This window comes from Mucilaginibacter ginsenosidivorax, assembly GCF_007971525.1.
GTDB lineage: Bacteria > Bacteroidota > Bacteroidia > Sphingobacteriales > Sphingobacteriaceae > Mucilaginibacter > Mucilaginibacter ginsenosidivorax.
The window spans coordinates 2,412,720-2,433,860 of record NZ_CP042437.1; the positions used below are offsets into that span (position 1 = coordinate 2,412,720).

Below are 21,141 nucleotides of genomic sequence, written 5' to 3' on the forward strand. Positions count from 1 at the left end.
GACAATTAGGTGATAACACCGACCACAGGCTGAAAATAATGGCAATGCCTGCGGCCCGGGCTATTCGCTTATACGGCCGCAGGCATTAAGCCAATGTCATTAAGTTAAGAAAAATCATATAGTATCTCGGTGGTTTTTGGTGACTTTGGGTTTAGCTTTATATCGATATTTTTCTGTGTGTCGAGGATTTGTGCGATTGTTTCTAATCGGTATAGTATGCTTGATAAACAGGTCTTCCAGTTCTTTGTAAATATGATCTAATGGCGTTTTTTGACAAAGTAAGTCTAATACTCTGTTTTTCAATAACCCGTAAGATACATTGGTATTTATCTTATAAGTAAGCTCCCGTTTTTCATTGATACGTTCGAGATCATCGTCAAGCCCGTTAACTATAATAGATTGTAGATTACTGATAAAAACGGCACAAAACAGATCCTGGCATATAGCGGTATCTGAATAGCCGGAGAAGTACTCAACCTTTAGTTTGTTTTTAAGCTCATCATAAAAAGTTTCCACTCCCCATCTCATGAAATAAAGCTTCATGAACATTTTTGCAGGATATTTGCGACTATCTAACAAGCTCGTTATCAATATCTCTGTTTCACTTCCAGGCAAATCGACACGAATTAAGCGAACCTGAATAGTGTGTTTTCTGGTATAAGGTTTCCCTTTGAACGATTTATCCTGATCTGGACACATTATTGCTATTTCAGACTTTTTGCCACTGGCAACAAATGCTTTTATAAGGTTTGAATGACATGTTTTTACCCTCATCAGGTAATTAATACTGGCCTGTACATGTTCATTTATAAATTCAAAAGAAGGATATCCTCTGTCATAAATGATCAGGTCGTTTGCTTGCCAATGGTGCTTGTGGCGCAATGCCAGGTCGCGTTCAGAAAAACGGGACTTATCCAAATCTATATCTAATACCAATTCATTTAATACATCATAATTCATTTAATACATCATATAAGACTGATATTTTAGCTTGGGCGACATCTAAAGTGCTTGCATTTTTAACCACCCCATAACGTTCTTTAAACTCTTTGGTAAAAGGAAGTGTAAGATTCGAGGAGTCACAGGCCAGTACGCGAAATCCATTTAACAGCTTTAATTCATCGTTATCCTTTGTGTAAAAATTTTTAATGATAACACCTGTTAAATGCTTAAAAACATCGGGATTGATTTTTTTCCTGTTTTGTATAAAGGCACTCGAAGTAAAATGTGTTATCCCAGCAGAGAACTTATCATTGAAATAACGAACAAAGCCATCAATTTCAATAGCCAGGCTCTTTTTTAACTGGTTAATCATTAAAAGCAACACAGCCATAAACGGTTGTTTTCTGTTACGGGTAAAATCCTCTTTTTCCATCTTAAACTTAGCTATCAGTTCTTGGTCTGATAGCGCTTCTCTCAATTTTTCTACGATAAAATATGGAGTTTTTTTTCCAATTTAACTAATTGATTATGAGTTTAATATAGGAAAAATAAGTGAATTTTTAAAGTAAATAATTGATTTACAGATGGTTATTTCTTAACTTAATAACATTGGGCATTAAGCGCGAGGCCGGTATTCGCTGCTATCCCTATTGCGAACCGCCGGTATACAAAAACACCCGGATGAAATTAAACATCCGGATGTTGCATATTCATTTAGCGAAAATACTGTAGTTACAAACTACAAGCATACCCGTTCGAAGTCGGAGACATTCGAACAGCGGAACTCTACGGAAAACAGGAACCCTCCGTTAAAGATAAACTCATATTCCTGGCTAATGCCATTATACGCGATGCTAAAACCGGTAAAGCTTACGCACATTAAATAACAAAGCCCGGCATCTCCGCCAGGCTCTGTTTATTCTACAGCTTTATATTATCCAACAAGCACCCGGCCTAGCATGCGTACACAGGCCTGGAGGTGGTCGTTGCACAACGAAGCCTCAACGAACAATAAACCAAGTTGTGCTGTCATTTTAGCCTGACATCTAATTTAAGCGTAATAAAATCAGATGTCTTAAAAGGCTCTAGTAAGCTTAAAATCTCCTGCCAGAGCCTATTCCCTCCATATTTAATTAACTTCTTAAGATTGTGAGCAATTCCCGCCATTATCATACATTTATTGGCTAGTTTAATACCGATCGTATGCACTTTCTGCATTCCTAAGTATTCTACTAATGTGGCAATTACTGGCTCTACTGTACTTTTTCTGATGGTCATCATTTGCCTTCCATAGTCCTCATGTATTCGTTTATGCATGTCATCAAATAATGGCCTGTTTAACGAGTTAGTTAGCATTTTATAGCTTGCCCTACCAATACATTTTTCACGAATAGCGCACTTTTTGCAATCAGATCTTTTGCTCATGTAGGTTTTTGAAACACAGTGATGTTTCTTGTAGCCAATGAACTTTAAAGTATTTCCCTGGTTGCATATGTATCGGTCATTTTCTTCATCATATTTAAAGCCATCGCGCTCTTGCTTATAGGTTCCGGTATTGGGAATATACCCGGTAATGCCCCTGGAAATAAGGCGTTGTAAGGCATCCGAACTGCTATAATTGGCATCAGCAATGATCTCTTCTACAGCAAGACCGTAATCTTTAAGGTTATTATCAATTTTTTCAAGTACATCGTCAAGATGGATCGCTTAAATTGTTGGATAATTTGTCATACTAATTGCGTTTGTTGTTATTCACAATTAGTGACTATTCATCCATTTGGCGATGGCCTTTTTACTCACTTTTCAACACATACCAACTTTATTTAACCGTTTTTAGACAGACTCTTAGAGGCTGTCTAAATTTGATTTAGATTATTTATGTATCACTTAAAAATCATTGCCGTTGACTTTAGTCAACGGAATAATGGCTGAAAGGTGAGTGGCTTTAGCCAAAGTCCGCTTGAATAATTTGGCTAAAGCCAGCAATTATAATTTTTTTACCGTTGACTGAAGTCAACGGCAATGAATAATTTACGTTTTTAGACAGATTCTTACATATGGAAGTTCGGTTTTTGACCTTTGTAGTACAAATTTTATTGGCAAGATTTCAAACATTTTCGTTTATTCACCTAGTGCGAACGGCCATGACAAGCGTGCACCAACTTTGATATTTAAGATAAAACCCCTTCGTCAAACCAAATCATTTTATTTTCGGATAAAAATCGGAATCCAAAAGGTAACGCCAAATATTTAATAAGATCTGGGCGCTTAAATGCCAAATGATGGTAATGAATGGTTTTTAATGTTTTAATATCGTTATTGTAAAGATTAGTCGTTAACCACCATCCTGTCATATGTTGTGGTGAAGGATATCGGACGGCATCAACAAAATCTCCTTCAAGAACCCCTTCTGATATTACTATCATTTGGTTAAATAAAGGGAATATAGGAATGCTATTTTGATCCTGGCATTCTTTTATTTGCTCTGAAACAACGGTTATGCCATACTCAGCCCCTTCAATAAAACCATCGCCATTTGATTGAGCTTCAAATAAATTAATTGTTTTATTTATAAATATAAACTTTAGAATCCATGAATGATAGGCAATAGTCTGATTGTCATTTATTATAGGCTTATAATCGAGAAAATAGTTAATAAGATAGGTTAATAACTGTATATATTGATTTTCATCTTTTTCGCATGTCATAAGTCTAAGTTCAAACCCAATAAATCGCTTTAAACCTGTTGTAATTAAATAATTATTTTGATTTGTTATTCTAATAGTTCTAATAATTCTCATGTTATCTATAATTTCTTTTTAGCCTGGGTAACTTCCCCTGCTTGCCTTAGACTGCAACCAATACATTGAGGATATAAATCTTGAGAGCCTCCCGCAGGTGTCAATGCATTTGGTGGTTGATGATCAAGTACAAAATTTCCGCTTTTTGTGCCGGGGTCAGTAGTACCACAAGTATGACATCCTGTGTCGTATCCGATCTGATTCATTGCTGCTCGCTCATCAAGCGTAAAATTACGCGTGGCGCCACGAGCGGGAATAGATTCCCCTGCAAATGGTCCGGGTTCTAATGTACTAACCGGCTTGGTCAAGCCAGATAAATCTGCGGCAGCTCCTTCACGAACTAAATTTGCTAAGGGAGTCATAGCTTTACTTACGGCAGCTCCTGCCCGCAACATCTACAACATTTGCCGTGCTATTACCAATTATTGGTCCTCCGGTTTTAGCGTTGTCTGTTACAACCGACTTAATAAGCGTAAAGCTTTCTTTTGCTCTATCGTAATTTCCTCCTGTAGCAGCATTTAATATAGTTTCTACGGGGTGCTTTTGAGCGTTAATCGCCATTCCCACTAATGCCTTCTTCGCTGTCGTTAGAGGGTTGGTAGTTAAAACCTGTTTAATTGCCTGGTAGTGGCCAACGAAACTTTGCTTGATTTCATGACCCCATGCTTGCCAATCAGGCCACATACCATCAGGATCTTCAAACCTTATTGGGTCATCAAAACCATAAACGTAAGGCGACCATCGTCTCCCTTTCTCAGCCAACGGGTCAACCGCTCCCCACCTTCCAATCACCGGATCATAGAACCTCGCGCCGTAATCGTATAGCCTCGTCTCGTCCTGCAACTCCTTGTGATTGTAAAGATAGTGATTTGGAGAACTTGGCAAAGTACCGATCAAACTTTGTATGGTATACCCAAACGCATAATAATCATTTCTTTGCGAATTCAGCGGCGTAAGCTGATTCGCCGCGTCCGACGGGTCCCAGGTGGTGGTCAGCCTGGTGTTGCCCAGGTGGTCCTTCAGGTCGTACTCGTATTTGTACACCGTTCCGTTTTTCCTCGCCCTCCCTTCTTCGGTCTGGATAAAAGAAATCACGGGATAGGTCCCGGTATATTCGTACTGGATGCCGTTCACGTACTCCGTGACAGTGGTCGTGCTTCCGCTTGTCGACAGCTTCCTCAGCTTCCTGCCCGCGGCATCGTAGATGTAGGCGACCGATATGCCTGCCCTGACCGCCGTCTGCGGCAGGTTGAGCATGTTGTAGGTTTGGGTAAGCCCCTTGTTCAGGTCCATCAGCTGGTTGCCGTTGCCGTCATAGGTGTATTCTGCCGCCTGGTTCGCGCCGTTGATGAAGCCCGCTGCCGTGCCCAGTTCGTCGATCCGATCTATCTTGTTCCCACTTACGTATGTGTACGTCAGGCTGTCAATCGCTATGCGGGAGCTTGCAGGCTTGTCGTACCTGTTCAGCTTCGTGATGTTGCCCATCACGTCGTAGGTCACGTTCTCATTATAAAAATTGTCGTTGGGGGTCGTGGTGGTGCTCACCGCGTTGGTCAGCCGGTTCAGCTTGTCGTAGGCGTAGTTATAGGTAAGGGCCGGGTAGCTGGTGCCCGACAGGGCCGTCGTCTTCACCGTGGTGCTGCCAATGTTTCCGTTGTACTGCGGCGTTGCCGCGTTGTCGTACTTCAGCTCCATGCCAAACTGGTCGTTGGTATCGGTATTGGTAATCCCGCCGTCGACACTTAGGGTGGGGTTGTTGATGTTCGTCAGCCAACCCCTTGGGTTGTAGCGGTAGTCTACGTTCTGCAGGAAGTTGGAGGTACCGTTGATGGAATGCAGGCCTTTTTTGGTCAGCTGGCCTATCTCGTTGTAACTGGCCAGCGATACCCGTACAGCCCCCTGGATGGTGTTGGTGCTGTCCTGAAGCTGGCTGGAGTTCGATCTGCGCCTGCCCATGTGGTCGTAGGAGTAGCCTTCCGACGACAGTAGTTTCTGAATGGGGGAGGTTTTGGCGGCGTTGGCGACATAATGCCGCCTTAAATTGGATATCACCTGCTTTACGAAGTTGTACCCGGTTGTCACGTCGTCGTAGTTGTACTGGCTCAGCGACGACGAGCCGTCCACGTAATGTTGGTTTTTGACTTTTAAATTTTAACTTTTGACTTAATAATGGCGTACCCCTGCCGGTAGAAGCAGGGTCAGGCTATTCACTCATACTACACAGGCCTTAGCCACAGGCCGGTACCCGTTTCTATCCTTTACGCGAGCTGCGGGTATACAAAAACACCCGGATGAAATTAATCATCCGAGTGTTGCATATTTATTACTTAACTTAGCATGGCGTTTACCTATCAGCGGGCCACAAGCCAGGAGACTTGCGGCAGCGCAAGCCTTGCGGCAGCGAAAGAAAAACGCTTGCGGTAGCTGGAGGTACCACAGGCCAGGAGGCCTGCGGTAGCGTTCAAAAAGCCCTCGCGGTAGCGGGGGTACTAATCGTAATACCCTTTCTTAAACACAATTACCGATTCGCTAACTTCATTCGGAGAATCATCTCTGTTCGGGGCATACACACCTACACCGAATTTATAAGATGTAAAGCCTGTATACGTAATCTCTAACCCATCGTCCCACTCTGCAATTTGCTCTTCGACCGATGCATAGGGCAAGTTTAACAGTTCAATCGTAAACAAAATCGGATTTGCGGGCTTCACTATTTCTATTGCCTCACATAAAAAATCTTCATCATAACCTATAAAAAGCCCTAAATTTTCGAAAAAATCAGTTGGGGTTTTAGAAAATTGGTTACGGTAAAATTCAATATTAGGCTCTTTTAGGAGTTTCCTGATTTCATTTCTATGTAGTCCCAAAGTGATATTTCCGAGAGACTCATATGGCTTTATTGTGTAATCCATATTTTTATTCTTTGGTTGTTGATGTCTTTGCTTTATTTAACTTATCTGCATAAGCTTTCGCTTGCTGTATGCCGACATCATATTTTGTGCCGAATTTCGCCTGAACGTCTTCAATACCCATGTTCATCGCGCCTTCAAAATTGCCTTGCGAAATCATTTCATATTGCTTAGCCTGGAAAGCCTTTGATTCTTTGAAATTACCCCAGCTTCCTGTAAGGACATGATCGGTAGTTTTCATGACTATCGATGGTCCTGCTTTCTTGCTGACAGGGCTGACGGCATCAGCCACTAAATGATGTCTTTGCTCATCCGTCCCTACCGAAAGGTCTTTATAAGCTCCTCCTTGGGGTGCTTCAGGTTCCGTATGAGCCGAAGTCTTTGGTGCTACTGCAGCCTCAGGTACTTCGGGTTGAGCATTGACTTTTGGAGTATTTACGGGACTTTCAATCTCAAATCTACTTCCAGTATTATATTGACTTGAGTAGGCATTAACTCCGGCAGCAATAGCCCACATAACTGCTGTTCCATTTGTTGCCTTTTCTGTTCCAGCCGGCACCATGCCCATTGAAGTTTGATAACCAGCGGAAACATCACTGGCAAACTTGGTCGGAGTATTGAACCAACCTTTCACTGCATTTACCAAAGCGCCCCAATCCGGCCACATTCCGTCCGGATCTGTAAAACGCATCGGATCATCAAAAGCATAACCGTATGGCGTTTCACGCCTGCCTTTCTCCGCCAGCGGATCCACACTCGTCCATCTCCCAATCACCGGATCATAGAACCTTGCGCCATAATCGTAAAGCCCCGTCTCATCCTGCAACTCCTTGTGATTGTAAAGATAGTGATTTGGCGAACTTGGCAAAGTACCGATCAAACTTTGTATGGTATACCCAAACGCATAATAATCATTTCTTTGCGAATTCAGCGGTGTAAGCTGGTTCACCGCGTCCGACGGGTCCCAGGTGGTGGTCAGCCTGGTGTTGCCCAGGTGGTCCTTCAGGTCGTACTCGTATTTGTACACCGTTCCGTTTTTCCTCGCCCTGCCTTCTTCGGTCTGGATAAAGGAAATCACGGGATAGGTCCCGGTATATTCGTACTGGATGCCGTTCACGTACTCCGTGACAATGGTCGTGCTTCCGCTTGTCGACAGCTTCCTCAGTTTCCTGCCCGCGGCATCGTAGATGTAGGCAACCGATATGCCTGCCCCGACCGCCGTCTGCGGCAGGTTCAGCATGTTGTAGGTTTGGGTAAGCCCCTTGTTCAGGTCCATCAGCTGGTTGCCGTTGCCATCGTAGGTATACTCTCCCGCCTGGCTTACCGCGTTGTTAAAACCAGCCGTTGTACCGAGATCGTCTACCCGGTCAATCTTATTCCCACTTACATAAGTGTACGTCAGGCTGTCTATGGCTATCCTGGTCGTCGACGGTTTATCATACCTGTTCAGCTTCGTGATGTTGCCCATCACGTCGTAGGTCGCGTTCTCATTATAAAAATTGTCGTTGGCTGTGGTAGTGGTACTCACGGCGTTGGTCAGCCTGTTCAGCTTGTCGTAGACGTAGTTATAGGTAAGGGCCGGGTAGCTGGTGCCCGACAGGGCCGCAGTCTTCACCGTGGTGCTGCCGATGTTGCCGTTGTACTGCGGCGTTGCCGCGTTGTCGTACTTCAGCTCCATGCCAAACTGGTCGTTGGTATCGGTATTGGTGGTCCCGCCGTCGGCGCTTAGGTTGGGGTTGTTGATGTTCGTGAGCCAGCCCCCGCTGCCGCAAGCCTCCAGGCTTGTGCGCCCACATGCTAAGTATACGCCATGCCTTTAGGGCAGTCAACAATTTTGTTGTTAACATTAATGTTCTTGTATTACTCCTTTACTCCGTTTAAAAATACAAAATCCCGGATGAAACGTGCACCCGGGATTGGCATATTCATTACGTAGCACAGCGTTTACCTATCAGCGTACCACAAGCCTGGAGGCTTGCGGTAGCTGAGGGTTCAAAAGCCCTCACGGTAGCTGGAATAATCACTTAAAGCCTAAACATGCTTCTTGGTAGTCAAAAATACCCGCTTTAAGCCCATGCTCTAAATACTTTTTAACTATACCATAGGGAATGCTTTTGGGAATTTCAATAGAGATCAATTTATTTAGATGACTTCCTTCCCAATTACAACCAAGCATTTCTAATTCTTTTGTTACACGAGTAATGTCATTCTCGCTAAAGAAAATGATTCGGACTACACTATTCCCGGAGGCTTCTATTAACTCATCAAAAAACAGCTGACCATCATCATCTTGTATTGATACGATATCACCTGGTGCTATATTCTTAGCAAAAAAGGGTATGTTATCAATCCTGTAGTAATTTCCAACTTTTGTCGACCAAACACTTTCTATTTGATAGTTCTCTTCATCTTTATAGACTAACAATACTTTATCTTTCATATTAACCTTTATCTAAATTACATTTTCGGCATTTAACTTTTCCATTATCTGGATTGCCTCTTCCGCCATGTCTCTTTCGTTTGTCGTGATCAACATGCGCTTCATTATCAGGAGGAGTTACACCTTTTTTATGTTGTTTAGCAGGTTCAACAACAACGCCACAGCTATCACAATGCATTGTTCCGTTATTTTTTTCTGCGTTTAAATCCTTTACCACTTTTGATCCAGCTGGTGTAAAATCCTTGCCGGATCTGTCTTTCTGGTTTAGTTTAGCAGCTTTTTCTTCTAAACTTGTTGGACTATCCTTTCTTTGAGTCGTATTTGGGGATTGGGATTGTGATGCATTACTGCTGCTCTGTGACGCATTACTGTTGCTATTAAATATCTTATCCATGACCCACATGAATCCAGCACCAGCTGCTGCACCAACTATAACAACCCCAGCAACAGGCAATGTTAACGCATTTCCAGGTCCAGTTGGAGCTCCCCCCAGTGCAATAGTCCCACCTAATGCCAAGCCTCCACCCATGATACCACCGGCAGTAACTTTTGCAGCTGTAGTAGGATCTCCGCAACAGTCACCCTCGCCGCCATCATTGATATCTTCCCCAAACATCCCATCAGGATCTGTATGTCTAATAGGGTCATCAAAGGTATAGTTGTATAGGGAAGCCCTTCTTTCCTCTTCCGCCAATGGATCAACACTCGTCCACCTACCAATCACCGGGTCATAGAACCTTGCGCCATAATCATATAGCCCGGTCTCGTCCTGCAGCTCCTTGTGATTGTAAAGATAGTGATTTGGAGAACTTGGCAAAGTGCCGATCAAACTTTGTATGGTATACCCAAACGCATAATAATCATTTCTTTGCGAATTCAGCGGCGTAAGCTGGTTCGCCGCGTCCGTCGGATCCCAGGTGGTGGTCAGCCTGGTGTTGCCCAGGTGGTCCTTCAGGTCGTACTCGTATTTGTACACCGTTCCGTTTTTCCTCGCCCGGCCTTCCTCCGTCTGGATAAAGGAAATCACGGGATAGGTTCCGGTATATTCGTACTGGATGCCGTTCACGTACTCCGTGACAGTGGTCGTGCTTCCGCTTGTCGACAGCTTCCTCAGTTTCCTGCCCGCGGCATCGTAGATGTAGGCAACCGATATGCCTGCCCTGACCGCCGTCTGCGGCAGGTTGAGCATGTTGTAGGTTTGGGTAAGCCCCTTGTTCAGGTCCATCAGCTGGTTGCCGTTGCCGTCATAGGTGTATTCCGCCGCCTGGTTCGCGCCGTTGATGAAGCCCGCTGCCGTGCCAAGTTCGTCGATCCGATCTATCTTGTTCCCACTTACGTATGTGTACGTCAGGCTGTCAATCGCTATGCGGGAGCTTGCAGGCTTGTCGTACCTGTTCAGCTTCGTGATGTTGCCCATCACGTCGTAGGTCACGTTCTCATTATAAAAATTGTCGTTGGTTGTGGTAGTGGTACTCACGGCGTTGGTCAGCCGGTTCAGCTTGTCGTAAGCATAGTTATAGGTAAGGGCCGGGTAGCTGGTGCCCGACAGGGCCGCAGTCTTCACCGTGGTGCTGCCGATGTTGCCGTTGTACTGCGGCGTTGCAGCGTTGTCGTACTTCAGCTCCATGCCAAACTGGTCGTTGGTATCAGTATTGGTGATCCCGCCGTCGGCGCTTAGGGTGGGATTGTTGATGTTCGTCAGCCAGCCCCGCGCGTTGTAGCGGTAGTCTACGTTCTGCAGGAAGTTCAATGTGCCGTTGATGGCATGCAGCCCCTTCCTGGTCAGCTGCCCCAACTCGTTGTAATAGGCCGCCGATACCCGTATGGTGCCCTGGACGGCGTTGGTGCTGTCCTGCAGTTGGCTGGTGGCCGACCTGCGCCTGCCCATGTGGTCGTAGGAAAACCCCTCGGACGACATCAGCTTCTGCACCGGGGACGTCCTGGCGGCGTTGGCGACGTAGTGCAAGTGATAGGTGAACGCTACCTGCTTATTAAAGTTGTACCCGGTGGCCACGTCGTCGTAGTTGTACTGGCTCAGTGCCGACGAGCCGCCCACGTAATGCTGGCTGAACGTGCGGATCACCTGCCCGTCCTCGTTGTAATAGGGCACCGTCCACAGGTAATCGCCCGTGGTGTTCAGCACCAGGGTTTTCGTCGCGGTTTGTAAACCGGTTGTCCGCTTGGTGTACAGCGTATTGCTTTGCTGGTTGTACAACGACGGAATACCGAGTACGTTGGTATACAGGTCATAATAAGACACCGTGAGCGTTGTGGTATAGGTATTGGGCCAGGCATTGCCCGTGTAGCCGGTGCTGCCCGTGGTAGCGGGAGCCTCCCAAAGCGTGGTAACCGCATCGGCCAGCGCCTGCACGGCTACGTGGTTATCGGTACCGCTGCTGCCGTTCTGAAAAATACCCGTAATCACCGGCCTGCCCAGCGCGTCGTACTTGGTTATCGTCCATTCCTGGCTCGCCTTCATCCGCTGTACCGAATCCTGGGTAGCTATAGCCTGGTCAAGCGCATTGTAAATGGTAAATTCCCATCCTTTGCCCGGCACTTTTTTTTGGAATAGCCTGCCCCGGGCATCGTAGCGGTATTGGTAGCAGAAGTTGTCAAGAGTGCTTTTGCTGATAGCGGCCGCCGAGTCCGGCTTTGCCCCCGGCGGCAGCACGAAGCACAGGTTCCCAATGTCGTCATACACGTAATAGGTGCTCAGCATCTGGGCCGTGCTGCCTTTAATGTTATACGTCCGTTTAAGCACTACATGGCCGTCCTTATCCTTGTACTCCTCCGTGGTGCCAAAGCAACCGTCGGTTGGTTTCCAGTTTTCGTTGCGGGCAATACTCACAAACAGCTGCCCGCTGCCGTAGGTGGCCGTATTGCCTGCGCGTACCAGCAACCGGCTGCCGTTGGTGTTCACCGTCGCGGTATACAGGGCCGCCATCCGGCTGCCGGTATTGGACGAGGTGACGTTAGTGGTGCTGAATGCGCTTTGGTCGTTGATGGTTTGAACCATGCGCAGCGTATTTTTGTTGCTGGCCGCATCCGGCGCGGCCCCGGGCTGCCAGGCCTGCCCGGGCGCACCCTGCTCAATTACCGTGTTCAGTGGCGAGGCCTCAAAGCCGGTAACCGAATATGGATAAGGCGTAAGCACCACCCCGCTCGTCTGCTGCCCCTCGGCGGTACCGTTTGCCGGATTATAAAAAGCCCTTACACCCGCACCCGTGGTAAGTGCGTCGCTGCGGTAAGCGCCGTAGCTGGTATTGGTTGTCCGGTAGGGCAAATACGTTACGGCTTCCCTCCCAAAGGCATCATAAGTATGGGGCAGAATCACGTCGTACCCCGCAGGCGATGCCTGCATCTGTACCGTTTGCAGCGGCCGGCCAAGGCCGTCCACGTAGTCTATCGTCGTCATTACAGAATCCTTGACCCCCGTCAGCTGGTCAAGCCGGGTATTGGTAGCGATGGGTACGCGCGGCACCCTGGTACGGATGTAGTTTTGGGTGGAGGTTTGGCCGTGCGTCGCGCTTACGGTGAAAAACACTCCTGCCATTAGCAGGAAACTCTTATATATTTTTTTTGGCAATTCCATTTGTTTGTCTGAATAAGTGTTTAAGGTTATACCATGATGGAATTATTAGTTCTCGGGGTTTACCGGTATATAGCCGGTGCCTGGCTGTACGGTTATCTGTGTACTGGGCGTGTAGCAGATCTGCTTATCCGCCGTGCCGAAGCAGCCCGAAATGATGATCGATCCGCTGGTTGCCTGGTTGGTGCCCGCCGTTATGGTAATCGTGGCATTGGTAGTAGTCACCTCGGGGTTTGGCGTGCGCCCATCGGCATACGAGCGGCTGGTTACATAGCTGTAATTAACCGTAAGGGTAACCGGCGCGTTTACCAAAACAGTGCAATTGGCATCGCTGTAGGTATTAAACTTCAGCGTGTTATACGTTAGCCCGTTGCTTACGCTGGTGCTGCCTACCGTTTGCTTTACATAAACAGTTGCAGGCAGGGGGCACGCGGTGGTATTGGTACCGTTGCTTACCCACCGGGTCTGGTTGTAGGTGACGCTCAGGGGGTTGGTATCGGCCTGCTGCTTCTGCTGCTCGCCTGTATTGGCGCCGCCCGACTGTACGCACATCGTGGTGCCGTTATCTGTCCACACCGGCGCCAGCGATACATAGTTATAGCTGTAGTTTTTCAGTATCTTGCCGTTCTGATCCTTAATGTTCAGCAGCCTGGCCAGCCCATCGTATTCGTAATAGGTGGTCATGTTCCGGGCGTCGGTAGCGCTGGTCATACCTACCAGCGGCTCGTAGGTATAAGTACTCATCTGCGCGTCCGATGGGTACAGCCTCACGTCATCAAACCATACCTTGGTGCCGCCGTTTAATGCGCCATTGTTGTCGATGCGGATGTTCAGCTGGGTGACGTCGGCAGGCACCAGGAAGTCTTTCTCGATGTACGTCCATTTGCCGGTTACCGATGTGCTGACGAAGTCAATGTAGGAATAGTAGCCGGTTTCACCTGCCCGCTTCATGAAAAGCACGAGGTCTGCGCTCGGACCGTTGCTGTATACCCAGGCAGAGTAGTGGTACTTCTTAGCCGCGGTCAGCGATATCGCAAGCCACTTCGTGCCCATGCTGTATAGCTCGGTGGCAGAGGCATCGTCTATCCTGCCCGAAGATACCCCGGTGCGCTTAAACGTGGCATCGTATGCCGTCAGGTTAGCATCCCAGCCAACCGGCTCATCAAAACTGCTGAACATGATCTCGTTGTATCTGGCGTTGCTGGCCTGCGCTATGGGATATTGATTGTTATAGCCCCATATATACGCATCGTTGGCGCCCAGGTACTTATGCTGCTGCACAAGGTTTCCCCATGAATCGTAGTTGTCAAACACCACATAGGGTTTATAACGGCTGTCTGTTATCGTGGCGCTGGCCGTAATTGATGCCGGCGTAAAACCGGTTATGGGGGTAATGCTGTTATCCATCTGCATCACATCCGGCATAGGCATGGTTGTTTTGTACTTGGTAAACAAGGCATTGGTTACCCGCGCGTTGCTGCCGTCGGCGTTAGTTATTTTTACATATTTTTCTATCAGCGGTTTAACCAGGTTTTTTGCCACCAGCTTGCTTATACCCAGGGCTGTCGAATCGGTAACCGTTCCGGTGAGGGTGTAATCCAGCGGGTACTTGTTGTAGGTTGTTACTGTTTCGCCCTTGCTGTTGCTGGTAACTGCACTGGTGAGTTGCAGGTGCTGGGGGTTGTCGTAATTATATACGGTGTTGGTTTCGGCATATTTGGTATTGGTATTATCCAGCGGATCGTAGATCTTTTGATTGGTTTGGCCCAGGTAGCTGAATTTCGACCGCAACGAAAAATAGGTCACGATGTCGCGGTTGTCCGGGCTTATCGGCAGTTGTGTCGACAGCGCGCCATCCTCAAAATGATACCCGGTGGGTACCCGGCATTCCAAACCGTATGCATCATTCTGGATGGCCGGGGTTTCGTAATAAGTATTCGTCAACTCCTTTACTTTCACAAACTGCCCCGAAACATTCTTATAGGTTACTTCCGACAGCAGGTTACCGTTCCCCAACTCCGGCACGTTCGACGCAAAGGGGGCCTGCACGGGCAGGCTGTACTGGCTGTAGTCGGATACGTGATCGGGCTGGTTAACGTAGGTGTAAACCGTCTTGCCGTTCTCGCCGTTTTCCCCTTCCAGCACCTCTACCTGGTCGTACCCGACCACCGCGCCACCAGCGGAGCCGTTCAGCGGAATATTACTGTCGGCCGAGCGCATCATGTGCGTGCCCAGGACGGGGGCTACCTGTGTCAGCGAGCCATAATGCCTTACCTGGGTATCATACGAAAATGTAAAATTAGTATAAACCGGGTGCGACATCCGCCTGCCATATGTATACTCTTTGGTGCCGGAGCCATCCTTGTTGGCAAAATAGTGGTAGTTGAATTTTTTAACGTTAATATTCGCCGGGTTGGCCGCATCGTGATCTATGATCCTTTTAATACGCAGCCCACCGCCGGTGGTGTATGTTGAATTGCCCGCTACCGCACCTGAATTCTGTGAGCCGGTTTGCGTATAATAAGTAAATGTGAAGTGAATGTCCTGGATGGCCGAAAAGGATGGATCAACATGCACTTTCAGCTTATACTTTGCGGGCGGCAGCGTCAGGTTATTCATGTTATAAGTAAAGGCAGGGCCGCTGCAGGTCATGCAGTTATCCGTACCGCCACCAGAACAGGTCGGAAAGTAGGAGGCATCCTTATGAAACATCAGCGTAGTGCCCGTCACGTCATAAAAATCAAATGTCAGCTTATCCGTGGTCGGGAACGGGTTTGGCATGTTGGTACAGGCGCTGAGGTCCGAAAAGCGGATCACTATCCGTACCGAAACCGTGCTATTGGCGCTCGGTTGCAGCGGGTTGGGTACGTACATATACTCGTCCGAGATATCCAGGGTATCTGATGGTGTCACCTTTTGCCCTACCTGGTTGTCGTAGTTCAGCGTCACCGATTTGGATTGCACGGTAAAGGTTTTGTTAAAATAGCTGAAATCGTTCACCCTCGATTGCTGCTCGTCAAAATCATTAGCCTCAAACTGGAACTCCGTTGTCCCGCCCGTAGGGTACTGGATACTGGACAGCGCGTAGGTACCCACCAGGGTGGCGTTGGGCTCCCGTTCCGGGCCCGGAAGCCCCATATAAGCCGTGATCGGGTCCGGAGAGCTCAGCGGAATCACGCTGGGTATCAGGGTAGACGTATTGGTAATACCGTTATAATAACCCCAATGGTCGCGTGCGAAAGAGCCTTTGGAGGGCAGGTAATTTGATTCGTTATACGTGAAGGTATAAGGGTTTTCGCTAACGGCCGTTCCGCCGTAATAACCGGTTTGCTGTACGTTTACCAGCTTCAGCCGCTTGGCGGTGTTGGCATTCCCGGTTCCGGCGTCGTCATCCGTATCGCCATGGTCAAAATAGCCGTACGTCATTGTTATTGTTTTTAAGGGCGTGGTGCTTACTACCCCTGCGGCGTTTTTGGTATAAACAGATATATTATCCAGCTTCTTGTCATCCACCAGGTCGTCGCGGTCCGAATAGTTGAATTTAACCACGCCGGTATTGAAGTCAATATTATCCAGCACCAGCAACGTATATTCCTTGCCCGGTGCGGCTCCGCTCTGGTGGCCCGTATTGTGCGTCTGGAAATAGGGCTGGTCGCTGAAGCCGCTGATTACCGCCGGGTCATAATAGTCCCAGGTTTCTGACCAGCCGCCTATTGTTTTTACCGTACGGTTCACCGTTGTGTAGTTAAACGTGATACTGTTGCCGGCGGGCGAGGTAATCTTGGTAAGGTACCATGCCGATTTATGGTCGCCTCCCTCATCGTGGTAGGTTTCGTAAGCCGTAAAGTCATATATAAACCCGTCGTCCGATACGATTTTCCAGCTGGCACCGCCGGTTACTGTAGTAATCTGTAGTTTTTCCTGCCGCTCGATGATCGCCTGGTAGTCCCTGTTCAGCACAAACTTGCCCGAACGCCCGTTAAGGGAATAGTTATACTGGTCGGGCTGAAAATCATACGGAGGCGCATTGTTAAACTCAGCTGTAAGGTCTTTGGTAAACATCGTCGGCGACTGGTTCTTGTTAAACAGGTTCAGGATGGTGCCGTGGCTGATGACATCCCGCGGCCCCTGGCCACCGGAAAAGTCGGGGAGATTATTAAATGTACTGTGAAAGTACACGGAACCGTTAAAATCATCGTCGCCGATGACGTTGCGTGAAATGGAGCTTAATGCATTTAACGCCCAGCCTAATCCTACCTGGCTGGCTTCCTCGGCCACTTTAATGCCCGAGGCATGGTAGCTGAGTGAGATAGGATAGCTGATATCCCTGAACTTGATGGTATAAACCGGGATACTGATATTGGGCAGGCCCGTATAATTGCTTATGGGAATATTCCCGTATTTCTGGAAGGCCTGCATATTGGGCGACGGTGGCACTACCTTGACCAGTGTCGGAGCCTGGGCAAGCGAGGTTTTAAACGGCACAATAAAAATACAGAAAAGCAGTAAGTTTCTAAGGATAGGGTTCATATATGAAAATAAAAAAGTGGGATCTTTAAAAGCAGCGGATTTTAAGAATGATGATGAAAGCTCCTGTTTAATTACCAGCCCGGTTAAGCGTGCAATGTACCACCGAACCATTCAGGCTGATGTTCATACCGATAGAATCGGCGTACACCGTTCCGTTGTGGTACACGTCGAGCCCGTTCACGGTAACTTTAAAATGCAGCCCCGCGGTATCAAGCTTGCCCTGGTCAATCGGGAACTCTCCAAGCGGGCTTTTAGCCGTACCAGCTACGGAATCGCCGATGAGCGTAAAATTATAGGTTAATGGGTAGGCGGTGCTGTCGGCCTGGCGAAGCGCGCCGGTCCATTTGCCGTCGAGGCTGGTCGCGGCCACAAAGCACAATGCAAAGCAGCCCGATAATAGGGTTGTGATAAGGATTCCTGGTTTCATTTTTATAGGGGTATCAATAATTTATGCTAAAATTAATAGTATTTAAATTGTTTTACAATAGGTGTTTTCACCGGGTGGCACCCCGTTAAAACACGGAGTGCCGGGATACTTCAAATTTACCGAAGATGGTTGAATACAATGGTGACACTACCTTGTCAGTACCTGTTTTTAGTAGCAAGCAGTTGTATCAGACGATGACGGATTTTTAAATCAAAAGGTTTTAGATTCCCCGAAGTTCGTGTTAAGTTCTGCAATCGATACCGGTCTGTGCGTTTGAGCCTGGGCCGCAGGCATTGCCCTGCTTAGCCTTTATTGATTGAATTTATCGTCATCAAATACGTTTTTTAAGCTTACATCCAGCGGCACAATTTCAAACGGATCGTGGGTAATTGTATAAATCAATTTATCGGTGCCAATGCCAATGAAATCGCCATCTTCCAGGTCTTTAATGTGGTAATAGGTTTTGTCGTTTAAAACTACCTCGTATACTTCGCTGGGGTTAATTTCTTTCATATCATCTGCGTTTAACAGAGTGGCCAGTTTATCAAAGTCGGCATTGGGGTAGTAAACTTTGGTATAGGCGCTCACATCAACGCTATTCAGGTCGATAACCGACTGGTCGAAGCCTTTTAACGTATAGCCGCAAATAACATCGGCAGCAACCAGAATGCTATAATCAAAAATCCTTTTATCGATGTTGGATACTTTGATATTGCTGATCATATAATCTTGCATGCGCCGGTTTTCAAAGTCTTTGTAGATATCCGGATCGAAACTGAATGATATATAATCACGATCGTATGTACTATTGCCGGTAGAAGCTACTGTAAACAGCGGGTATTCAAGCTGCTGTTTCAGGTGCGCAAACCCGGCCGGCAACTGGGTTAGGGCATTGTACATGATGCACATTTCCCAGTCGGTTATCGGCCAGGTCTTTCGTTTTTTATTCTTTTTAAATAATCCAAACATTTGTGCGGAAAATTATTGTGCAATATGCTGCAATCCCCTACACCAGCGCCAAACATTCCACCGAAACCAGGATACCACCCGGAAAGGGCATTACCTGCGGGGCGCTGCGTGCCGGCGGGTTTTCTGGGAAGAACTCGGCATACACTTTATTGATGGCCGCAAAGGTTGGGTCCTGGCCGCTCACCATCCAGATGGTGGTTTTTACGATGTTATCCATATTGCTGCCGGCTTCATCCAGTATGGTTTGGATGTTTGCAAAAGCCTGCCAGGCCTGCCCTTCAAAAGTATCGTCAATCAATTTGCCGGTCTCGGGATTAAGCCCTGCCATGCCCGAAACGTATATTAAACTGCCTGCTATTACAGCCTGTGGGATAAACGTATTTAAACGCGGTATTTTACCGGTGTTGAAGCTGATTTTTGATGACATGGCGATAGGTTTTTGAGGTGATTTATGGCTTATAAAGATAAAACTATGGGATGACTTATTTAAATAGGTAATGACCTATAATTTACAGTAGCTTTTATTATCAGTTCGCCAAAACTCTATTTTTTAGTTAAAATCATAATAAAAAGAACAAAGCCAACAATTATTAATATAGGAGAAAGGCTAAACAATGTTGAGTTAATGAATACTCCAAAATTGTAAACGCCACCCCATGAAATGTAGCCAAAAACATACCCCAGTATGATGCAAAGGAGTGAAATAATTATTTTTATGGGCTTGCTCATAATGCTTAAGGTTTAGTTCCAAACTAAAATAGAACAAAAATCCTCATTTAAGGGGCTGTTGAATTTATTCTTGCGACGGCATTTGACTTAGCACACTAAAAACCCTTTAGCCTGTGGTCGGTGTTATCACCGACCAGAAGCTGAATAGCTCTCACCGTAATAAGAGAGCAACAGTCAAGACATGCGCGTAAGGCTGATAATTATATTTTTTATGATCGAAATTGGTTAAAATGAATGAAAGCTATTGGTTGTTTCTTTTTTGAACTTTTCTTAATAAATACCAAATGTAAAGTCCCAGGCTAGAAGACAAAAACAGCATTGAATACAGCATAAAATTGAAAGAGGTTACTACTGTTATAAAAATGATTACGCCGAACACGATCGGGTTAAAATCAGAGACTTCCAGACTTTTTGATGTAGATAGATTGAGCGGTTCTGAATGATGGGTTGATATATTGTTATTTTTGCCTAAAACTGCTTTAAAATACTCGTTCTGTTCTTTGCGTCTTTCGTAATCCTGATTAACTTGATGGGTAGATCCCGAAAAATGCAAATTTGATTCGGCTGCTTTTTTTGCCTCTTTTTTTTCTTGTTCCTTTTGCCAATCTTCCATACAACTAATTTTTATAAATATAATAAAATCAACTTATTTTTATCTCCCCGCAGTCTCTCGATAGAAGCTCCCGAGGCCTGTGCCAGTCGACCTACCGGACCTTTAGACAATGTTTTCCTACAATCCTCAGGGTCCTTGTTGCCGCTTTACCCCCCTACACCAGCGCCACACATTCCACCGAAATAAGAATGCCACCCGGAAAAGGCATTACCTGCGGGGCGCTGCGTGCCGGTGGGTTTTCGGGAAAGAATTCGCCATAAACTTTATTAATGGCCGCAAAGGTTGGGTCCTGGCCGCTCACCATCCAGATGGTGGTTTTTACAATGTTATCCATCCTGCTGTCGGCTTCCTGCAGTATGGTTTGGATGTTTGTGAAAGCCTGCCGGGCCTGCCCTTCAAAAGTATCGTCAATCAATTTGCCGGTTTCGGGATTAAGCCCTGCCATGCCCGAAACGTATATTAAACCGCCTGCTATTACAGCCTGTGGGATAAACGTATTTAAACGCGGTATTTTAACGGTATTGAAGCTGATTTTTGATGACATGGCGATAGGTTTTTGAGGTGATTTATGGCTTATAAATATAAAAAATATGCATGATATACCGCGCTGCTAAACCGGTTTTATTTAGGTGGCCTGTTAACCGGCTATAGGGGGCAAATTTGCTAAACCGTTACAGCAAAGTCCATTTTTGCTTTTTTATCGCCCAATATCCATCGCCTGATATCCTCACCCGATTGCGCCCCGAGGATAATAAACTCCCTGGTTTTGCCGGCTGTTTTTACATAAACTTTGCCATCGTGCGGATATGGCCCCATGCCCCATTTTTTGCGGGCATCATATGTTACTTCAATGATGTCGCGCTTAAATATTTCAAAATTAGCGCTATCCACTTTTAATATCGCAGAGCCCAAAATGTCCTCGTCCAGCAATTGCCGGGTATATTTTTGTTTAACATAGGCAAAAGGATTCTGCAAATCGCCCTTAACCGCAAGTGCCCGTGTGGCCGCGATAGTAAAAGGGTTATGACCGCCCTCGGCACTTATTGCCCCGCTAACCTTTAAACCGATAAGCCTGTCGTTAAGAATAATGACCACGAAAGTACGGTTCAGGATAAGTCCGTAATACTCCATGGCGATAAAGAAATTTCCCTCTTTAAGTTCAAATGATCTCAGCAGCATAGGTTTATTTTTT

Annotated in this window: 17 protein-coding genes; all 17 read right to left on the reverse strand. The window is 46.5% G+C overall.

Annotated features, from left to right (window positions below):
• Positions 1–114: 114 nt before the first annotated feature.
• The gene (locus FSB76_RS10115; RefSeq protein WP_147053458.1) at positions 115–960 is read right to left on the reverse strand and encodes an IS4 family transposase; all 846 of its coding nucleotides are present in this window, start codon (positions 958–960) and stop codon (positions 115–117) included.
• Complete coding sequence (locus FSB76_RS10120; protein ID WP_147053459.1) at positions 950–1,375, reverse strand: hypothetical protein; 426 nt, start codon at positions 1,373–1,375, stop codon at positions 950–952. Before FSB76_RS10120 ends, FSB76_RS10115 begins: the two co-directional genes overlap by 11 nt.
• Positions 1,376–1,971: 596 nt before the next feature.
• Positions 1,972–2,646 (reverse strand): transposase, encoded by a 675-nt coding sequence (locus FSB76_RS10125; protein WP_147053460.1) that lies wholly within the window; start codon positions 2,644–2,646, stop codon positions 1,972–1,974.
• 467 nt (positions 2,647–3,113) lie between these two features.
• Entirely contained in the window at positions 3,114–3,743 is a 630-nt protein-coding gene (locus FSB76_RS32475; protein WP_225976473.1) for an immunity protein Imm33 domain-containing protein, read from the reverse strand.
• A gap of 5 nt (positions 3,744–3,748) precedes the next feature.
• The gene (locus FSB76_RS10135; RefSeq protein WP_147053461.1) at positions 3,749–4,105 is read right to left on the reverse strand and encodes a hypothetical protein; all 357 of its coding nucleotides are present in this window, start codon (positions 4,103–4,105) and stop codon (positions 3,749–3,751) included.
• A gap of 4 nt (positions 4,106–4,109) precedes the next feature.
• Positions 4,110–5,867 (reverse strand): RHS repeat domain-containing protein, encoded by a 1,758-nt coding sequence (locus tag FSB76_RS10140; RefSeq protein ID WP_147053462.1) that lies wholly within the window; start codon positions 5,865–5,867, stop codon positions 4,110–4,112.
• 365 nt (positions 5,868–6,232) lie between these two features.
• The gene (locus FSB76_RS10145; protein WP_147053463.1) at positions 6,233–6,655 is read right to left on the reverse strand and encodes a hypothetical protein; all 423 of its coding nucleotides are present in this window, start codon (positions 6,653–6,655) and stop codon (positions 6,233–6,235) included.
• A 4-nt stretch (positions 6,656–6,659) separates the two neighbouring features.
• Positions 6,660–8,330, reverse strand: coding sequence for an RHS repeat domain-containing protein (locus FSB76_RS10150; RefSeq protein WP_147053464.1), 1,671 nt, complete (start codon positions 8,328–8,330; stop codon positions 6,660–6,662).
• A 342-nt stretch (positions 8,331–8,672) separates the two neighbouring features.
• Entirely contained in the window at positions 8,673–9,092 is a 420-nt protein-coding gene (locus tag FSB76_RS10155) for a DUF4265 domain-containing protein (protein WP_147053465.1), read from the reverse strand.
• Position 9,093: 1 nt separating this feature from the next.
• Positions 9,094–12,684, reverse strand: coding sequence for a DUF6443 domain-containing protein (locus FSB76_RS10160; protein WP_147053466.1), 3,591 nt, complete (start codon positions 12,682–12,684; stop codon positions 9,094–9,096).
• A 45-nt stretch (positions 12,685–12,729) separates the two neighbouring features.
• Entirely contained in the window at positions 12,730–17,211 is a 4,482-nt protein-coding gene (locus FSB76_RS10165) for a carbohydrate binding domain-containing protein (protein WP_147053467.1), read from the reverse strand.
• A gap of 67 nt (positions 17,212–17,278) precedes the next feature.
• A complete protein-coding gene (locus tag FSB76_RS10170) occupies positions 17,279–17,638 on the reverse strand; it encodes a hypothetical protein (RefSeq protein WP_147053468.1) in 360 nt (119 codons plus the stop codon).
• A gap of 309 nt (positions 17,639–17,947) precedes the next feature.
• Positions 17,948–18,607 (reverse strand): hypothetical protein, encoded by a 660-nt coding sequence (locus FSB76_RS10175; RefSeq protein ID WP_147053469.1) that lies wholly within the window; start codon positions 18,605–18,607, stop codon positions 17,948–17,950.
• A 37-nt stretch (positions 18,608–18,644) separates the two neighbouring features.
• Positions 18,645–19,034: a RidA family protein gene (locus FSB76_RS10180; protein WP_147053470.1), complete on the reverse strand. Its 390-nt coding sequence runs from the start codon at positions 19,032–19,034 to the stop codon at positions 18,645–18,647.
• 543 nt (positions 19,035–19,577) lie between these two features.
• Positions 19,578–19,949 carry a hypothetical protein gene (locus FSB76_RS10185; RefSeq protein WP_147053471.1) on the reverse strand — a complete coding sequence of 124 codons (372 nt, stop codon included), beginning with the start codon at positions 19,947–19,949 and terminating at the stop codon, positions 19,578–19,580.
• A gap of 154 nt (positions 19,950–20,103) precedes the next feature.
• On the reverse strand, positions 20,104–20,493 hold the full coding sequence (locus FSB76_RS10190) for a RidA family protein (RefSeq protein ID WP_147053472.1): 390 nt from the start codon (positions 20,491–20,493) through the stop codon (positions 20,104–20,106).
• Between the two features lie 119 nt (positions 20,494–20,612).
• Positions 20,613–21,128 carry a hypothetical protein gene (locus tag FSB76_RS10195; protein WP_147053473.1) on the reverse strand — a complete coding sequence of 172 codons (516 nt, stop codon included), beginning with the start codon at positions 21,126–21,128 and terminating at the stop codon, positions 20,613–20,615.
• Positions 21,129–21,141 lie beyond the last annotated feature (13 nt).